At 72.8% G+C, this 14,528-nt stretch carries 18 protein-coding genes; 7 read left to right on the forward strand and 11 right to left on the reverse strand.

Going from position 1 to position 14,528, the window contains the following annotated elements; all coding sequences use genetic code 11:
- The first annotated feature begins 226 nt into the window (after positions 1-226).
- Positions 227-760 carry a D-aminoacyl-tRNA deacylase gene (locus tag O1G21_RS17870; RefSeq protein WP_270145030.1) on the forward strand — a complete coding sequence of 178 codons (534 nt, stop codon included), beginning with the start codon at positions 227-229 and terminating at the stop codon, positions 758-760.
- 9 nt (positions 761-769) lie between these two features.
- Here the strand turns inward: O1G21_RS17870 and ygfZ are convergent, their stop codons facing one another.
- The 4 genes from ygfZ to O1G21_RS17890 all read right to left on the reverse strand — a co-directional run bounded on the left by ygfZ (position 770) and on the right by O1G21_RS17890 (position 3,280).
- Entirely contained in the window at positions 770-1,732 is a 963-nt protein-coding gene (gene ygfZ, locus O1G21_RS17875) for a CAF17-like 4Fe-4S cluster assembly/insertion protein YgfZ (protein ID WP_270151082.1), read from the reverse strand.
- 19 nt (positions 1,733-1,751) lie between these two features.
- Positions 1,752-2,216 (reverse strand): Fur family transcriptional regulator, encoded by a 465-nt coding sequence (locus tag O1G21_RS17880; protein WP_270145032.1) that lies wholly within the window; start codon positions 2,214-2,216, stop codon positions 1,752-1,754.
- 148 nt (positions 2,217-2,364) lie between these two features.
- Positions 2,365-2,949 carry an FABP family protein gene (locus O1G21_RS17885; protein ID WP_270145033.1) on the reverse strand — a complete coding sequence of 195 codons (585 nt, stop codon included), beginning with the start codon at positions 2,947-2,949 and terminating at the stop codon, positions 2,365-2,367.
- Positions 2,950-3,001: 52 nt separating this feature from the next.
- Positions 3,002-3,280 (reverse strand): hypothetical protein, encoded by a 279-nt coding sequence (locus tag O1G21_RS17890; protein WP_270145035.1) that lies wholly within the window; start codon positions 3,278-3,280, stop codon positions 3,002-3,004.
- A gap of 18 nt (positions 3,281-3,298) precedes the next feature.
- Here O1G21_RS17890 and O1G21_RS17895 point away from each other — a divergent pair, with 18 nt between their 5' ends.
- Positions 3,299-3,661: a DsrE family protein gene (locus O1G21_RS17895; protein WP_030288986.1), complete on the forward strand. Its 363-nt coding sequence runs from the start codon at positions 3,299-3,301 to the stop codon at positions 3,659-3,661.
- Between the two features lie 6 nt (positions 3,662-3,667).
- On the opposite strand, the gene O1G21_RS17900 is transcribed toward O1G21_RS17895, so the two are convergent.
- From O1G21_RS17900 to O1G21_RS17925, 7 genes are all read right to left on the reverse strand, one after another.
- On the reverse strand, positions 3,668-3,949 hold the full coding sequence (locus O1G21_RS17900; protein ID WP_270145038.1) for a DUF3099 domain-containing protein: 282 nt from the start codon (positions 3,947-3,949) through the stop codon (positions 3,668-3,670).
- A gap of 65 nt (positions 3,950-4,014) precedes the next feature.
- The gene (locus O1G21_RS17905; RefSeq protein ID WP_270145040.1) at positions 4,015-4,305 is read right to left on the reverse strand and encodes a DUF1416 domain-containing protein; all 291 of its coding nucleotides are present in this window, start codon (positions 4,303-4,305) and stop codon (positions 4,015-4,017) included.
- Between the two features lie 41 nt (positions 4,306-4,346).
- The gene (locus O1G21_RS17910) at positions 4,347-5,183 is read right to left on the reverse strand and encodes a sulfurtransferase (RefSeq protein WP_270145042.1); all 837 of its coding nucleotides are present in this window, start codon (positions 5,181-5,183) and stop codon (positions 4,347-4,349) included.
- Positions 5,184-5,427: 244 nt separating this feature from the next.
- The gene (locus tag O1G21_RS41805; RefSeq protein WP_350517234.1) at positions 5,428-5,508 is read right to left on the reverse strand and encodes an Ms5788A family Cys-rich leader peptide; all 81 of its coding nucleotides are present in this window, start codon (positions 5,506-5,508) and stop codon (positions 5,428-5,430) included.
- 228 nt (positions 5,509-5,736) lie between these two features.
- On the reverse strand, positions 5,737-6,459 hold the full coding sequence (locus tag O1G21_RS17915; RefSeq protein ID WP_270145044.1) for an LmeA family phospholipid-binding protein: 723 nt from the start codon (positions 6,457-6,459) through the stop codon (positions 5,737-5,739).
- A gap of 184 nt (positions 6,460-6,643) precedes the next feature.
- Positions 6,644-7,960: a hypothetical protein gene (locus tag O1G21_RS17920; RefSeq protein WP_270145046.1), complete on the reverse strand. Its 1,317-nt coding sequence runs from the start codon at positions 7,958-7,960 to the stop codon at positions 6,644-6,646.
- A gap of 5 nt (positions 7,961-7,965) precedes the next feature.
- Positions 7,966-8,259: a MoaD/ThiS family protein gene (locus O1G21_RS17925; RefSeq protein ID WP_270145048.1), complete on the reverse strand. Its 294-nt coding sequence runs from the start codon at positions 8,257-8,259 to the stop codon at positions 7,966-7,968.
- Positions 8,260-8,914: 655 nt separating this feature from the next.
- Between O1G21_RS17925 and O1G21_RS17930 the strand changes: the two genes are divergently transcribed.
- From O1G21_RS17930 to O1G21_RS17950, 5 genes are all read left to right on the forward strand, one after another.
- Positions 8,915-9,646 carry a response regulator transcription factor gene (locus O1G21_RS17930; RefSeq protein WP_270145049.1) on the forward strand — a complete coding sequence of 244 codons (732 nt, stop codon included), beginning with the start codon at positions 8,915-8,917 and terminating at the stop codon, positions 9,644-9,646.
- A 142-nt stretch (positions 9,647-9,788) separates the two neighbouring features.
- Positions 9,789-10,847: a LacI family DNA-binding transcriptional regulator gene (locus tag O1G21_RS17935; RefSeq protein WP_270145051.1), complete on the forward strand. Its 1,059-nt coding sequence runs from the start codon at positions 9,789-9,791 to the stop codon at positions 10,845-10,847.
- 130 nt (positions 10,848-10,977) lie between these two features.
- Positions 10,978-12,156, forward strand: coding sequence for a S1C family serine protease (locus O1G21_RS17940; protein WP_270145052.1), 1,179 nt, complete (start codon positions 10,978-10,980; stop codon positions 12,154-12,156).
- Between the two features lie 87 nt (positions 12,157-12,243).
- On the forward strand, positions 12,244-13,014 hold the full coding sequence (locus tag O1G21_RS17945; protein ID WP_270145054.1) for a response regulator transcription factor: 771 nt from the start codon (positions 12,244-12,246) through the stop codon (positions 13,012-13,014).
- The gene (locus tag O1G21_RS17950; RefSeq protein ID WP_333493473.1) at positions 13,011-14,504 is read left to right on the forward strand and encodes a HAMP domain-containing sensor histidine kinase; all 1,494 of its coding nucleotides are present in this window, start codon (positions 13,011-13,013) and stop codon (positions 14,502-14,504) included. The genes O1G21_RS17945 and O1G21_RS17950 overlap by 4 nt, the downstream gene beginning before the upstream one ends.
- The last annotated feature ends 24 nt before the right edge of the window (positions 14,505-14,528 follow it).

A 14,528-nucleotide genomic window follows, 5' to 3' on the forward strand; every position in this document is an offset into this window, starting at 1 on the left:
TGGCGAACGGGGGTGGCTGATATGACCGGGGCTTTCCACAGGAAGAGCGGCGCCCGATTCCGCGCAGGCGCGCGCTGCACGGCGTGCACCACCCTTTCGCGCGCCCCAGTGTGCGCCCCCTGGTGTGCCCCTCGGACGTGCCCTCGGGCTGTGCCCCTCGCACGCGCTCCGGACCCCGGCCCCGGTGCCCCCGCCGGGTCGCACGGCGCTCCGGCACAATGGCGGCATGCGAGCAGTGGTGCAGCGAGTGACCGAGGCCCGGGTGACCGTGGCCGGAGAGACCGTCGGCGCGATCGAGGGGCCCGGGCTGTGCGTCCTGGTCGGCGTGACCCACGAGGACACCCCGGCCAAGGCGGCCCAACTGGCCCGCAAGCTCTGGACGCTGCGGATCCTGCCGCCCTCCCCCCGAGCCGAAGGCCGCGCCGACGCCGAAAGCGGGAGCGCCGGAGCGACGACCGTCGGCGTCGGATCCGGAGCGGCCGGAGGCGAGCGGGGGAGTAACAGCGTGGAGCAGAGTTGCTCCGACATCGGCGGCCCGCTGCTGGTGATCAGCCAGTTCACCCTCTACGGCGACGCCCGCAAGGGCCGCCGCCCCACCTGGACCGCGGCCGCCCCCGGGCCGGTCGCCGAGCCGCTGGTGGACGAGGTGGTCGCCCAACTGCGCGCGCTCGGAGCCAAGGTGGAGACGGGCCGGTTCGGCGCCGACATGCGGGTGGCGCTGGTGAACGACGGCCCGTTCACCGTCCTGGTCGAGGTCTGAGGGCCCCGATCACTGCGGGACGATCACGTCCTGGGTGCCCGGCACCGTTCCGGCCAGCAGCACCGCGTCCACCGGGACGTTCCGCTTGACGATCGCCAGTGCGATCGGCCCCAGCTCGTGGTGCCGGGCCGAGGAGGTCACGAAGCCCAGCGCCCGCCCGTCCGGGTCGGAGGCCAGCCGCACCTCGGTGCCGTGCGGGGGCAGCGACTCCTCGGTGCCGTCCAGGTGCAGGAAGACCAGCCGGCGCGGCGGGCGGCCCAGGTTGTGCACCCGGGCGACGGTCTCCTGACCGCGGTAACAGCCCTTCTGCAGGTGGACGGCGGTGCTCAGCCAGTCCACCTCGTGCGGGATGGTCCGGTGGTCGGTCTCGAAGCCGAGCCGGGGCCGGTGGCCCTCGATCCGCAGCGCCTCGTACGCCCAGACCCCGGCCGCCGGGCCGTACCCGGCGGTCAGCTCCGCCAGTTCGGCGCGAGGCACGAACAGGTCGCGCCCGTAGGGGAGTTCGCGGACGGCGGCGGCGCCCTCGACGGAGCCGGTGGAGCCGGCCGGCAGGTGGACCACGGCGTAGTCGGCGGTCGCGTCGGCGACCTCCACCCGGTAGAAGAACTTCATGCTCTCCAGGTAGGCCACCAGCGCCTGCTGGGTGCCCGGCTCGACGTGGGCCCAGGTGGTGGTGCCGTCGTCGACCAGGTAGAGCGCGTGCTCGACGTGCCCGTTCGGGGAGAGCACCAGCGCCTCGGTGGCGTGCTGCGGCTCCAGCTGGCTCACGTGCTGGGTGAGCAGCAGGTGCAGCCAGGAGAGGCGGTCGGCGCCGGTGACGGTGACCACGCCGCGGTGCGAGAGGTCGACGAAGCCGGTGCCCCTCGACAGGTTCCGCTGCTCGCGGAAGATGTCGCCGTAGTGGGCGGCGACGCCCTCGTCGGCCCCCTCGGCGGGGACGGCTCCGGGCAGGGCAAGCAGCGGACTCTTCACACCGGTCATACCGGCCAGCTTACGACCGGTCGTCCGCCCGCTTCGCGGTGCAGTCGGCGCAGCGGCCGAAGATGGCGAAGTGCTTGAGATCGGTGTCGAAACCGTGCTCCTCGCGCAGCCGGTCGATCAGCGGCTGGGCGATCTCGGTGCCGGTCTCGGTGACCTTCTCGCAGTCCCGGCAGACCAGGTGCAGGTGGTGGTGGCGGCCGGCCAGGTGGTAGGTCGGGGCGCCGTGGCCGAGGTGGGCGTGCGAGACCAGGCCCAGCTCCTCCAGCAGCTCCAGGGTCCGGTAGACGGTGGAGATGTTGACGCCGCTGGCGGTCTTGCGGACGTGGCAGAGGATGTCGTCGGGGGTGGCGTGGTCGAGGACGTCCACGGCCTCCAGCACGAGCTGCCGCTGCGGCGTGAGCCGGTAGCCGCGCTCGCGCAGGTCGGCCTTCCAGTCGCCGGAGAGCTGCCAGTCGGTGGTGCCGGTGTCCGCCACGGTTCTGTCCCTGCCAAGGTCGGGGTCCTGAGGCAAGTGTAGGGACCGGCCGGGGGCCGGTCCCTACCTCGTGCACGGGTATGCGGCGGCTCGGTGAGCCGTGCCCGCTCGGGCCGTGCCACTTGAGCCGTGCTTGTTCGAGCCGTGCCTACTTGAAGAATGCGATGCCGTCGTCCGGCAGGTCGTTGATGTCCTTGATCAGCTGGGCCGGGCTGAGCACCTTCTTCAGCTGCGCGGACATGTACGGGCGCAGCGGCACGTTCGGGGCGGCCTTCTCGCCGACCCAGAGCAGCTCGCCGTTGACGAAGCCGTACAGCCGCTTGCCGCCGGAGTACTCCGGGGAGCCCTCGATCCGGGCCACCGCGTCGGTGGAGACGTCGACCTGCGGCTTGCCGTCGGCCAGCTCGCCGTACCAGATCTCGACCGTGCCGTCGTCGCGGACGGAGGAGATCTCGATCCCGCGGGCGCCGGTGGTGCCGTCGTGGTTGCTGGTGATGCGCCAGAACGCGTGCTCGTTCTCCAGCGGACGGACCTTCTCGCCCTCCTCGTTCAGCACCCAGGTGCGGGAGCGGAACTCCAGGAAGGGGCGGCCGTCGTGCCGGATCACGATCTCCTGGCCGAAGTTGCACTTCTCCGTGCCGGGGAAGTCGTACACGCCCGCGCCCTCCCAGGTACCGAGGAGGAAGGCGAGCGGGACGACGTCCCTGTGGAGGTCAGAGGGGATCTCGATCATGTTCCTGGTCGCTGTCGTGGTCGGTGCGGTCTGCCTCAACCGTACGGCAGGGTCAGCGCTGGCCCTGGTACAGCTTCATCACCGAGAAGATGGCGAACCAGGTGATCAGCACGGCCATCAGGGCCAGCAGACCATCGAAGAACCATTCGAGACCGGTCACGGGGGACTCCCAGGCGGAGAGAGAGTGGTGGATTTTGCTCGCGCTCACTCTATCCGGCGTGTTACCGCCGGTCGCGGTGAGCCCCACCACGTCGGGTTTCGCGCCCCGCGCCACCCCGCCGTCCAAGGTTTGCCCAAGGGATTCCGGGATGACGGCAGGCTGGAGCGGCATGACCTCTAAGGTGGCGCCATGTCGAAGAAGCTCGTCATCAAGGTCACCGCCGGGGCGGACGCGCCGGAGCGGTGCTCGCAGGCCTTCACGGTGGCGGCCGTGGCCGTCGCCAGCGGGATCGAGGTCTCGCTCTGGCTGACCGGGGAGTCCTCCTGGTTCGCCCTGCCGGGGAGGGCGGCGGAGTTCGAGCTGCCGCACGCCGCGCCGCTGCCGGACCTGCTGGAGTCGATCCTGGCGGCCGGCTCGGTGACGCTGTGCACCCAGTGCGCGGCCCGGCGCGGGATCGAGCAGAAGGACACCGTCGAGGGTGTCCGGATCGCGGGCGCGCAGGTCTTCGTCAGCGAGATCACGGCGGACGGCGTCCAGGCGCTCGTCTACTGAGCCCGCCTACTGCGGCTTGTCGCGCGGCTCGTGGTCGGGGCGGTCCCGGTCGTGACCGGGGTCGTCCCACTTCGGGTCGTCCCAGCGCGGGTCGTTCCACCAGTCGTCGTCCGGGTCCCGCTTGTTGGCGAACACCGCCGCGGCGGGCGGGATGACCATCGCGACCACGCACAGGCCCACCGCGGCGCCCACCGAGAAGAACCGCACCACGCCCCAGGCCAGGACGAACAGGCCCAGGCACACGCCCATCATGGCGTAGTAGTAGCGCCGCCGGCGCCTCGTCTGCACGTCTTCCACGGTACGGCCGAGGGCCCCTGCGCGGCAGGGGCCCTCGGCGTGATCGTCCGGCCTGGTCAGACCGCGATCGCGACCTCGACGGCGGTGCCCCGGGAGGCCACCACCTGACGGTCCACGGTCTGGCCCGGGACCAGCGCCCGCAGGGTCCACTTGCCCGGGCGGGCGAAGAACCGGAACTGGCCGGTCGCCGAGGTGGGGACCTCGGCCGTGAACTCGCCGCCCTCGTCCAGCAGCCGGACGTAGCCGTTGACCGGCTCGCCGTCTCGGGTCACCGAACCCTGGATGATCGTCTCGTTCGCCACGTCAACTCCTGCCAGGTCCGGGCCGCCGGCCTTCGCACCGCACATGTCTGATGTTCCCTTCTGACTTACGGGTCGAGCCGGGGGGCTCAGTTGCTGCCGAGCTCGATCGGCACGCCGACCAGGCTGCCGTACTCGGTCCACGAACCGTCGTAGTTCTTGACGTTCTGCTGGCCGAGCAGCTCGTGCAGCACGAACCAGGTGAGCGCGGAGCGCTCGCCGATGCGGCAGTACGCGATGGTGTCCTTCGCCAGGTCGATGCCCTCGGCCTCGTACAGGGCCTTGAGCTCCTCGTCGCTCTTGAAGGTGCCGTCGTCGTTGGCGTTCTTGGCCCACGGGATGTTGCGGGCGCTCGGCACGTGGCCGGGGCGCTGCGACTGCTCCTGCGGGAGGTGGGCCGGGGCGAGCAGCTTGCCGGAGAACTCGTCGGGCGAGCGGACGTCGACCAGGTTGAGGTTGCCGATGGCGGCGACCACGTCGTCGCGGAAGGCGCGGATCGAGGAGTCGGCGGCCTGGGCGGTGTACTCGGTGGCCGGGCGGGCCGGGACCTCGGAGACCAGGTCGCGGGAGTCCAGCTCCCACTTCTTGCGGCCGCCGTCCAGCAGGCGGACGTCGCCGTGGCCGTACAGCTTGAAGTACCAGTAGGCGTAGGAGGCGAACCAGTTGTTGTTGCCGCCGTAGAGGACGACGGTGTCGTCGTTGGCGATGCCCTTGGCGCTGAGCAGCGCCTCGAAGCCGGCCTGGTCGATGAAGTCGCGGCGGACCGGGTCCTGGAGGTCCTTCTTCCAGTCGATCCGGACGGCGTTGCGGATGTGGTTCTTGTCGTAGGCGGAGGTGTCCTCGTCGACCTCGACGATGACGACCTTCGGGTCGTCCAGGTGGGCCTGGACCCAGTCGGCGTCGACCAGGACGTCGCTGCGGCTCATGGTGGTGTTCTCCATCCGTGGGCGGTTTGCGGAAGGTGCTGCTCAGCGGGTGCTGCAGGGCTGCCCGGAGGGGCGCGGTCCGAATTCCCGTCCGAAATCCTGTCCGAATGACGGGACGGAGGGACGGAGCCGGGACGACCGGGCGGGGAGTGCGGGGCACGGCGGCGACCAACGGCCCGAAGAGCCGGGCGAGGTCACCGGAGAGATCGGCGGCGGGCGTCAACTGCCCTGCCAGGATGCCGACTTAGCGCATTCGACACAGACAGGCGGCCACGCGGCACAGGTCGACCGCCCGCCGCTTCGTGAGATCCGTCTGTCGCTTCATGCCGACGATGCTAGGGACACCGGAGGCCCGCTGTCATCAGCGTATCGAATGCCGAGATCGAAACGCCCGAATGGCGGGATTTGACCTTCGGGTGCCCGGCCCGGCCCCGGCCGGGCTTCCGCCGGCGGCACACAACGGGCGGAAACGACACCGCTCCGCGCGCCGCGCTGGACAGCGCGTCTCGCGGAGCGGAACGGGAACCCGGTGCCTCGGGACGGCGGGCCGGGGTCACCCCAGCAGCTTGACGCCCTTGCCCTCGAAGGACAGCTGGAGGCCCTCCGGCAGCGGCGTCACGCCGTCCTTCGCGGCCAGCTTCAGCCCGGCCGGCATCGAGTCCAGGGTGAAACTGGCCGGCTCGACCTTCCGGTTGGTGAGCCCGGCGAACATCTCGGCCAGCGAGCTCAGCTTGAGGCCGTCCACGGTGATGGTGTTGCCTTCGTTGTGCACGGTGGCCTCACCCACCGAGACCGGCCCCAGCGAGGCCTTGACCTTGCCCGGACCGCCGTACGACAGGCTCAGCCGGGAGTTGCCGCCGCCCGGCAGCGGGGCGCCGCCCATCAACTGGGAGGCCGGGGGCAGCAGCTGGGCGAGGTCCTGGTAGCTGATCACACCGCTGCCGGTGCCGCTGTCCACGGTGGCGCTGTTCAGGCTGTCGCTCACCTCCACCCCGGAGAGCTTGGCCCTGAAGGAGTGCAGCGCCACCTGCTGGCCGTCGTTCCGGACGGTCAGGCCGTCCGAGGAGATCCGGACGTCGTCCAGCTTCTTCGAGACCACCTGGGTCAGGAACGGGAAGCCCTCGATCGTGACGTCCGGCCGCCGGCTCATCTGGCCGCTCTTCACCAGCTGGTCGGCGGCCTCGTCCTCGGCCACGCCGACCGCGATCCGGTCCGCGCCCACCAGCAGCCCGGAGAGCACCACCAGGGCGATCGTCGCCTTCAGCCATCCGCGCATCGTGTCCCCCGTCGTCGCCGGTCGCTGTCGTCGTCCACTGCGGTCCGTCGCCGCCCCGGAGCCTTCGCCGTCCCGGAACCGTCCCGTCCCGGAGCCGCCCGGACGCGGCCCCTTCCGCACGACCGTACGACGTCCCGCCCCGGAACGTGGTTCCGGGGCGGGACGCGGTCGTGACCCACCCGGCTCAGCCGGCCAGCAGGTCGGTGGCCATCCAGATCAGCGGCGCGGCCACCGCCAGCGGCAGCGCCACGCCCGCCGTCATGTGCACGAAGCGGGACGGGAAGTCGTACGCCGCGACCCGGCGGCCGACCAGCGCACCCAGCCCGGCGAGCGCCCCCAGCGCCACCGGCGCGCCCACCAGGAAGCCCAGCAGCACCGCCGCGACCAGGCCCAGCACCGGGCCCAGCTGCTTCGGACCGGGCAGCGGAGCCGCCGCCAGCAGCGTGGCCAGCGCAACCGCCCCCACCCCGGCCGGCACCCACTCGGCCAGCAGCAGCGTGGTGCACAGCGCCGTCACCACGGTGGCCGAACCCAGCACCGTCAGCGCGTAGAACCGCTCCTTGGGATCCGACGGGCGGAACGTCTGCAGCACCAGGACCAGCAGGAAGAACCCGCCCAGGGTGCCCACCACGGCCGCCACGCCGCCGTTCGAGTCCGCCAGCAACACGGCCGCGTCCGCGGTGAATCCGGCCAGCGCGGCGAGCAGGATGCCCTGCCGGGCCGGCCACATCCCGTTCAGCCGGAACCAGCCGGCCGCCGTCAGCAGCTGCAGCAGCGCGACCACCAGCGCCAGCGCCACCTGCCCCAGCGCCGCACCACCGGCCAGCAGCGCGGCCGCGCCGGCGGTGATCAGGGCGGGCTGCAGGCCCGGGTCGATGATCGGCGAACCGGTCCGGCCGCCCGGGACGGCGCTCGGCGCGGCCGCCGGCACCGGCTGCGCCGGGAGGGCGCCGTACGGCGGGGCGGACCCGTAGGGCGCGGCGGCGGGGGCGTCCGGGCGCTTGAGCGTCATGGTCGGCGGGTCGAAGCCGGGCCCGGCGGCGGGCGGCGGCACCGGGGGCATCCCTGCGGCGGGCGCGGCCTGCTGCGGGGCGGGCGGCGGCACCGGCGCCGCGTGCCGCGCCCGGGAGGGCTGCTGCGGCGGCTGCGGCTGCACAGGGCGCTGCTGCACCGGGGACCGCTGCATCGGGGGCTGCTGCACCGGCGGCTGCCCGAGGTGCTGCGGCGGGGCGACCGGCATCGCACCGGAGACCCGCACCGGCGGCAGCAGCGCGGTGGCCGCCGCGTCGTCGGCCAGCGGCGGGACGGGCGGCAACAGCGTGGTCGCGGCCTCGTCGTCGAACGCCGGCACCGGCGGCAGCAGCGTGGTCGCGGCCTCGTCGTCCACCGGATAGCCGTACGGGTGCTGCGGCGGCTGCTGCGGATGCGGATGGGGCGGATGGGGCTGCTGCGGCCAGTTGCCGTAACCGCCGCCCTGGTTCGGGTTGGTCATGTCCGTCACGCCGCTCAGCCTCCCGCGAACGGCGGGAGGACCTCGACCGTCCCGCCCTCGGTCAGGGCCACGGTCGCGTGGTCCCGGCCGCCCACCTGCGCGCCGTCGACCAGGTACGAGCAGTGCCCGAGCAGCCGGACGAGCTTCGGCCGGTCGGCGTGCCGCTCCTTGGCCGCCGCCAGCGCCTCCGCCAGGGTCGCCGCCTCGTACGGCTCCTCGGCCAGGCCGGCCTCGGACTTCGCCGCCGCCCAGTAGCGGATCGTCCCGCGCGCCCGGGCGCCGCTCGCGGGCTCGGTGGTCGCGCCCATCGGGCCACCCCTTCCGTTCGTCCTCGCCCGGCCCCGGTGGCCCGGTCCGGCTCGCCACCGGAGCGCCCGCCCGACCACCCGAACGATGGAACCGGTCAGCGCCGCCGATGTGCGTCCCATGATGGCGTGTCCGCCGGTCCGAGCGGCAATCGCCCTGGCCGGACCGGCGCAGTGCGGCGCTCGAAGCTGTGTCCAGACTCACCCCGCGCGCGCCCGGATTGGGCGAACCGCCGGATTCGCGCACTCCCGGTGCGCAGAGCGGTCGGCTATCCTCGACCTCCAAGAGGGATCCGGGCAGAGTCGCCCCCGGGTCCTTTTGTGCTTTCAGGACGCCAGTACGGACGTTCGTGCGATTCGCCGGCCCACCCCCGGCGCGCCGCAGGAACCGCCCCGCCTCTCGCGGCACAAGGACGTGCCGGCCCGGCGGGGTGTCGCCACCCGGCGCCGGGCCGCCACCCGGGACCGGACCAGACCGGAGGGTTCGCGGGATGAGCAGGGCAGGAACGGTGCGCCAGGGGTTGCGGGACCCCCGGTGCGCCACGCGCTCCCCCGAAGCCGCCCGGGCGTCCTCCCCCCTCCCCTCAGCACCTGCGCCCTCCGGCTGCGGCGGCAGCCGGGACGCATCCGCGACGACCCGGAAAGGGGACCACCGGGTATGAGTTCTCTCCTCCTCCTCACCAACGCGCTGCAGCCGTCCGCCGAAGTGCTGCCGGCCCTCGGCCTGCTGCTGCACAACGTCCGGGTAGCGCCCGCCGAGGGCTCGGCCCTGGTGGACACCCCCAGCGCGGACGTCATCCTGGTCGACGGACGGCGCGACCTGCCGCAGATCCGCAGCCTGTGCCAGCTGCTGCGCTCGACCGGCATCGGCTGTCCGCTGATCCTGGTGGTCACCGAGGGCGGCCTGGCCGCCGTGACCGCCGAATGGGGCATCGACGACGTCCTGCTGGACACCGCCGGCCCGGCCGAGGTCGAGGCCCGGCTGCGGCTCGCGCTCGGCCGTCTCCAGGTCGCCGTCGACGACAGCCCGATGGAGATCCGCAACGGCGACCTCTCGGTCGACGAGGCCACCTACTCCGCCAAGCTCAAGGGCCGGGCACTCGACCTCACCTTCAAGGAGTTCGAGCTGCTCAAGTACCTCGCCCAGCACCCCGGCCGGGTCTTCACCCGGGCCCAGCTGCTGCAGGAGGTCTGGGGCTACGACTACTTCGGCGGCACCCGGACGGTGGACGTGCACGTCCGGCGGCTGCGCGCCAAGCTCGGCGTCGAGCACGAGCAGCTGATCGGTACCGTGCGCAACGTCGGCTACCGCTTCGTCGTCCCGGAGAAGCCCGAGAAGAGCGAGCGCCCGGACCTCGCCCAGCGCCCCTCGGCCCCGCTCGAGGCCTGATCCGGCGGCCGGGCGGGCCCGGCGGGTCTGGCGGGCCACCGGGCCCGCCCACGCCCGGCTCGTCCGGATTGCTCCCGGTGTGCCACCGGAACGGCCTCAGGTCCCACTGCCGCCCCGGTGGCCACACGCGTAGACTCCCCCCGTGGCCAAGGTGACGCGCGACGATGTAGCCCGACTGGCTGGGACCTCGACGGCGGTCGTCAGCTACGTGATCAACAACGGGCCGCGCCCGGTCGCGCCCGCGACCCGGGAGAAGGTCCTCGCGGCGATCGAGCAGCTCGGCTACCGGCCGAACAGCGTCGCCCAGGCGATGGCCTCCCGGCGGACCAACCTGATCGGCATGGTCGTCCCCGACGCCCGCCAGCCCTTCTTCGCCGAGATGGCCCACGCCGTCGAACGGGCCGCCTCCGAGCGCGGCAAGCTCGTGCTGATCGGCAACTCCGACTACGTCGACGACCGCGAGGTCCACTACGTCCGCGCCTTCCTCGGCATGCGGGTCTCCGGCCTGATCCTGGTCAGCCAGGGCCCCTCGCAGCGCGCCGCCGAGGAGTTCGCCGCGATGGAGGGGGCGAAGGTGGTGCTGCTGCACCGCCGCCCCGAGGCGATCGACGACGTCGCGGTGGTCACCGACGACGTGGGCGGCGCCGAGGCCGTCGTCCGCCACCTGCTGGAGGTGCACGGGCACCCGTACGTGGCCTGCTTCGGCGGCCCGGTGGAGTCCCCCGCCCCCGGCGACCCGGTCATCGACCACGTCGAGGGCTGGCAGCGCGCCATGGACGCCCACGGCGTCCCCACCGCGCCGCACCTGATCGACGCGCCCTTCCACCGCTACGGCGCGTACGACGTCGCGCTCGGCGTGCTGCGCCGGCCGGACCGGCCGCGGGCGATCTTCTGCTCCACCGACGACCAGGCCATCGGCGTGCTGCGGGCCGCCCGCGAGGTCGGCCTGCGGGTCCCCGAGGACCTCGCGGTGGCCGGCTTCGACGACGTGCCCGAGGCCGCGCTCGCCGACCCGCCGCTGACCACCGTCGCCTCCGACCGCGACGCGATGGCCCGGGCCGCCGTGGACCTGGTGCTGGACGACTCCCTGATGGTGCCCGGATCGGACACCGAGCGGGTCCGCAAGTTCCCGTCCCGCCTGGTCATCCGCCGTTCCTGCGGCTGCGACGGCGCCGCGCCCGGCCGGGCGCTGCCGGAGTAGCCCGGAGCGGAGCCGCCGATTCCGCTCCACAGGCGGCCTGACCAGGCTTTATGAGAAGTCAACGCGCTTCTCGGGGCGTTCTGAGCCGCTTCTCATCCAGCCCTCATCCACCAGGCGGAGCTTGGTCGGCATGAGCGAACAGCAGCAGCACCCCGACGAGCACTACGGCCCGTACGAGCAGCCCCGCATCATCGAGGGCACCGTGCTCGGCGGCGGCGCCGGCAGCACCGACCCGCGCACCGGGTACGGTCAGGACCACGGCTACGGCTACCGCGAGGACCACTCCGGCGGCAGCTTCGACGGACCGCCCCCTCCCCCGCCCATGCCCCCCGAGCCGCCCACCCTGCTCGGGTACCCCTCCGCCGAGGGCCCCGAGGGCCCCGAGGGCCACGGCAACCGCGCCCGGCGCGGCCTGCTGCGCGGACGGCTCGCCCTGGTCACCGCCGTCGCCGCGATCGCCGCCGTCATCGGCGGGGTCACCGGCGGGGTCGTCGCCGCCGACCGGCAGTCCTCCGACACCAGGGTCGGCACCATCGCCAGCCCGGTCTCCGCCCGCACCGACGGCAGCGCCAACGTGCCGGCCATCGCCGCCGCCGTCTCGCCCAGCGTCGTCCAGATCACCGTCAAGAGCGGCAACGGCACCGCCACCGGCACCGGCGTCGTCCTGAACGGCAGCGGCCAGATCCTCACCAACTACCACGTGATCGACACCGCGAACGCCGGCGGCCGGATCACCGTCACCTTCAAGGACGGCTCCACCGCCCCCGCCACCGTCACCGGCACCGACAAGAACCTCGACGTCGCCGTGATCACCGCGACCGGCGCCAGGAACCTCACCCCCGCCGTCCTCGGCGACTCCTCCACCGTGGCCGTCGGCGACCCCGTCGTCGCCATCGGCAACCCCGACGGCCTCACCGGCACCGTCACCTCCGGGATCATCAGCGCCGAGAACCGCGACGTCACCGTCCAGCTCGACGAGGGCACCACCAGCGGCAACGGCGGCTTCGGCTTCCCCAACCTGCCCGGCCTGCGCGGCAGCCTCCCGCAGCAGCAGGGCGGCGGCGACACCACCACCTACAAGGCCTTCCAGACCGACGCCGCCCTCAACCCCGGCAACTCCGGCGGCCCGCTGATCAACGCCAACGGCCAGGTCATCGCCATCAACTCGGCCATGTACGCGCCCAACGGCGCCAACTCCACCGCCGGCGGCGGCAGCAGCACGGCCGGCAGCGTCGGCCTCGGCTTCGCCATTCCGATCAACGACATCAAGCAGGTCCTGCCGAAGCTCGAAGCCGGCGAGCGCCTGTGAGCCACAATCCCTGAGAGCCGGTAACCTCCGCGAGGCGGACAATTGCTTCCAGCAGGCCCTCCACACAACGAGAAAGGGCACCAGCCCATGACCCCGTCCGCCGACGACCGCACCCCCGCCGAGGCCGGCCAGCCCTCCGCCCGGCTCCTCGTGGTCGACGACGAACCCGCCCTCCGGGACGCCCTGGAGAGCAGCCTCGCCTTCGAGGGCTACGAGGTCGCCACCGCCACCGACGGCTACGAGGCCCTGGAGTCCGTCGAACGCGACAAGCCCGACCTCGTCCTGCTGGACATCATGATGCCCCGGATGGACGGCCTCACCGCCGTCCGCCGGATGCGCTCCCGCGGCGACACCGTCCCCGTGCTGATGCTCACCGCCCGCGACGCCGTCGGCGACCGCGTCACCGGCCTCGACGTCGGCGCCGACGACTACCTCGCCAAGCCCTTCGAACTCGACGAACTCCTCGCCCGCGTCCGCGCCCTGCTGCGCCGCAACGCCCTCGCCGCCGAGGCCGCCGCGCGCGCCGCCGCCGAGGACGACAGCGAGGTCCTCGCCTTCGGCGACCTGCGGATGAACACCGCCACCCGCGAGGTCACCCGCGCCGGCAAGCCGGTCGAACTCACCCGCACCGAGTTCATGCTGCTGGAGATGTTCCTCGCCCACCCCCGGCAGGTCCTCACCCGCGAGCAGATCCTCAAGGCGGTCTGGGGCTTCGACTTCGAGCCCTCCTCCAACTCCCTGGACGTGTACGTGATGTACCTGCGCCGCAAGACCGAGCAGGGCGGCATGCCGCGGCTCATCCAGACCGTACGAGGCGTCGGCTACGCCCTGCGCCCGGCCGCCGGCACCGGCGCGTGAACGCTGTTCCGCCGCCGCCGCTGGCTCCGCCGCGCGTGGTGCCCAGCCGCCGCCAGCGCATCGTCCACTGGCTCCGCTCCCGCTCGCTGCGCGGCCGCCTCACCTTCCTGAGCGCGGCAGCGGTGGCGGTGGCGATCGCGCTGTCGGCGCTGGCCTGCTGGTTCATCGTGCACAAGCAGCTCTACGGCCAGGTGGAGACGGAGCTACGCAATGCGCCGGCTCCACGAGGGGTGACCCTCCACGTCCCCTGTCCCAGCACACCTGAGGCGGCACTACAGAAGGTGCAGACAGCTCCGCCCGAGGTGACGGGAGGTCCCGTCCCCCGGGACACCCAGTACGTCCTGGCGGATCCGGTCCAGGTCTGTCTACCCCCGAGCGCCAGCAGCGCGATCGCAATCCAGAAAAGTGACATCGAGGCCCTCCAACACTCGGGCAGCCAATCGATCATCCGCGACGGCCACTACACCAACGGTGATCCCGCCATGGTCCGAGTCTCCGTATTCCGCCGCCCCGGTCTCCCGCCCGTGCTGGTGATGGTGGCTACACCGACCAAGTCCGTCGAGGACTCCCTCCAGGGCCTCGCCATCCTCCTCGGCGCCGTCTCCCTCGGCGGCATCCTCCTCGCCGCCGTCGCCGGCCGCCTCGTCGCCCACTCCTCCCTCAAGCCCGTCGACCAACTCACCGACGCCGTCGAGCACATCGCCCGCACCGAGGAGGTCGGCACCACCATCCCGGTGCACGGCGACGACGAGATCGCCCGCCTTTCCACCTCCTTCAACTCGATGAGCACCGCCCTCGCCAACTCCCGCGAGCGCCAGACCCGGCTGATCGCCGACGCGGGCCACGAGCTGCGGACGCCCCTCACCTCGCTGCGCACCAACGTCGACCTGCTGATCCGCAGCGACGACACCGGCCGTCCGCTGCCCCCGGCGACCAAGACCAAGCTGCTGGGCAACATGAAGGCGCAGATGCAGGAACTCACCGTCCTGATCGGGGACCTGCTGCAGCTGTCCCGCCCCGACACCCCGAAGGCCGGCCCCAGCCTGACCGTGGTCGCGCTGCACGAGATCGCCGGCCGGGCCGTCGAACGGGCGAAGCTCCGCGGACCCGGGCTGGTCTTCGAGACGACCACCGAGCCCTGGTACGTGCACGGCGACGCGGCCGGCCTGGAGCGGGCCGTGATCAACCTGCTGGACAACGCGGTCAAGTACAGCCCGCCCGGGGGCACCATCGAAGTCCGGCTCCAGCAGGGCGTGCTGACCGTCCGCGACCACGGTCCGGGCATTCCGCCGGACGAGCTGCAGTACGTCTTCGACCGGTTCTGGCGTTCCCCCTCCTCGCGCCAGCTCCCGGGCTCCGGCCTCGGCCTGTCGATCGTCGCGCAGAGCGTGCGGGACGCGGGCGGCGAGGTCGCCCTCGGCCCGGCCGAGGACGGCGGCCCCGGCGCCCTGGCCACCGTCCGGCTGCCCGGCGGCCCCGCCCCCGAATAGACGGGAAACAGAACGGGCGGGGCG

The organism is Kitasatospora cathayae, from assembly GCF_027627435.1.
GTDB lineage: Bacteria > Actinomycetota > Actinomycetes > Streptomycetales > Streptomycetaceae > Kitasatospora > Kitasatospora cathayae.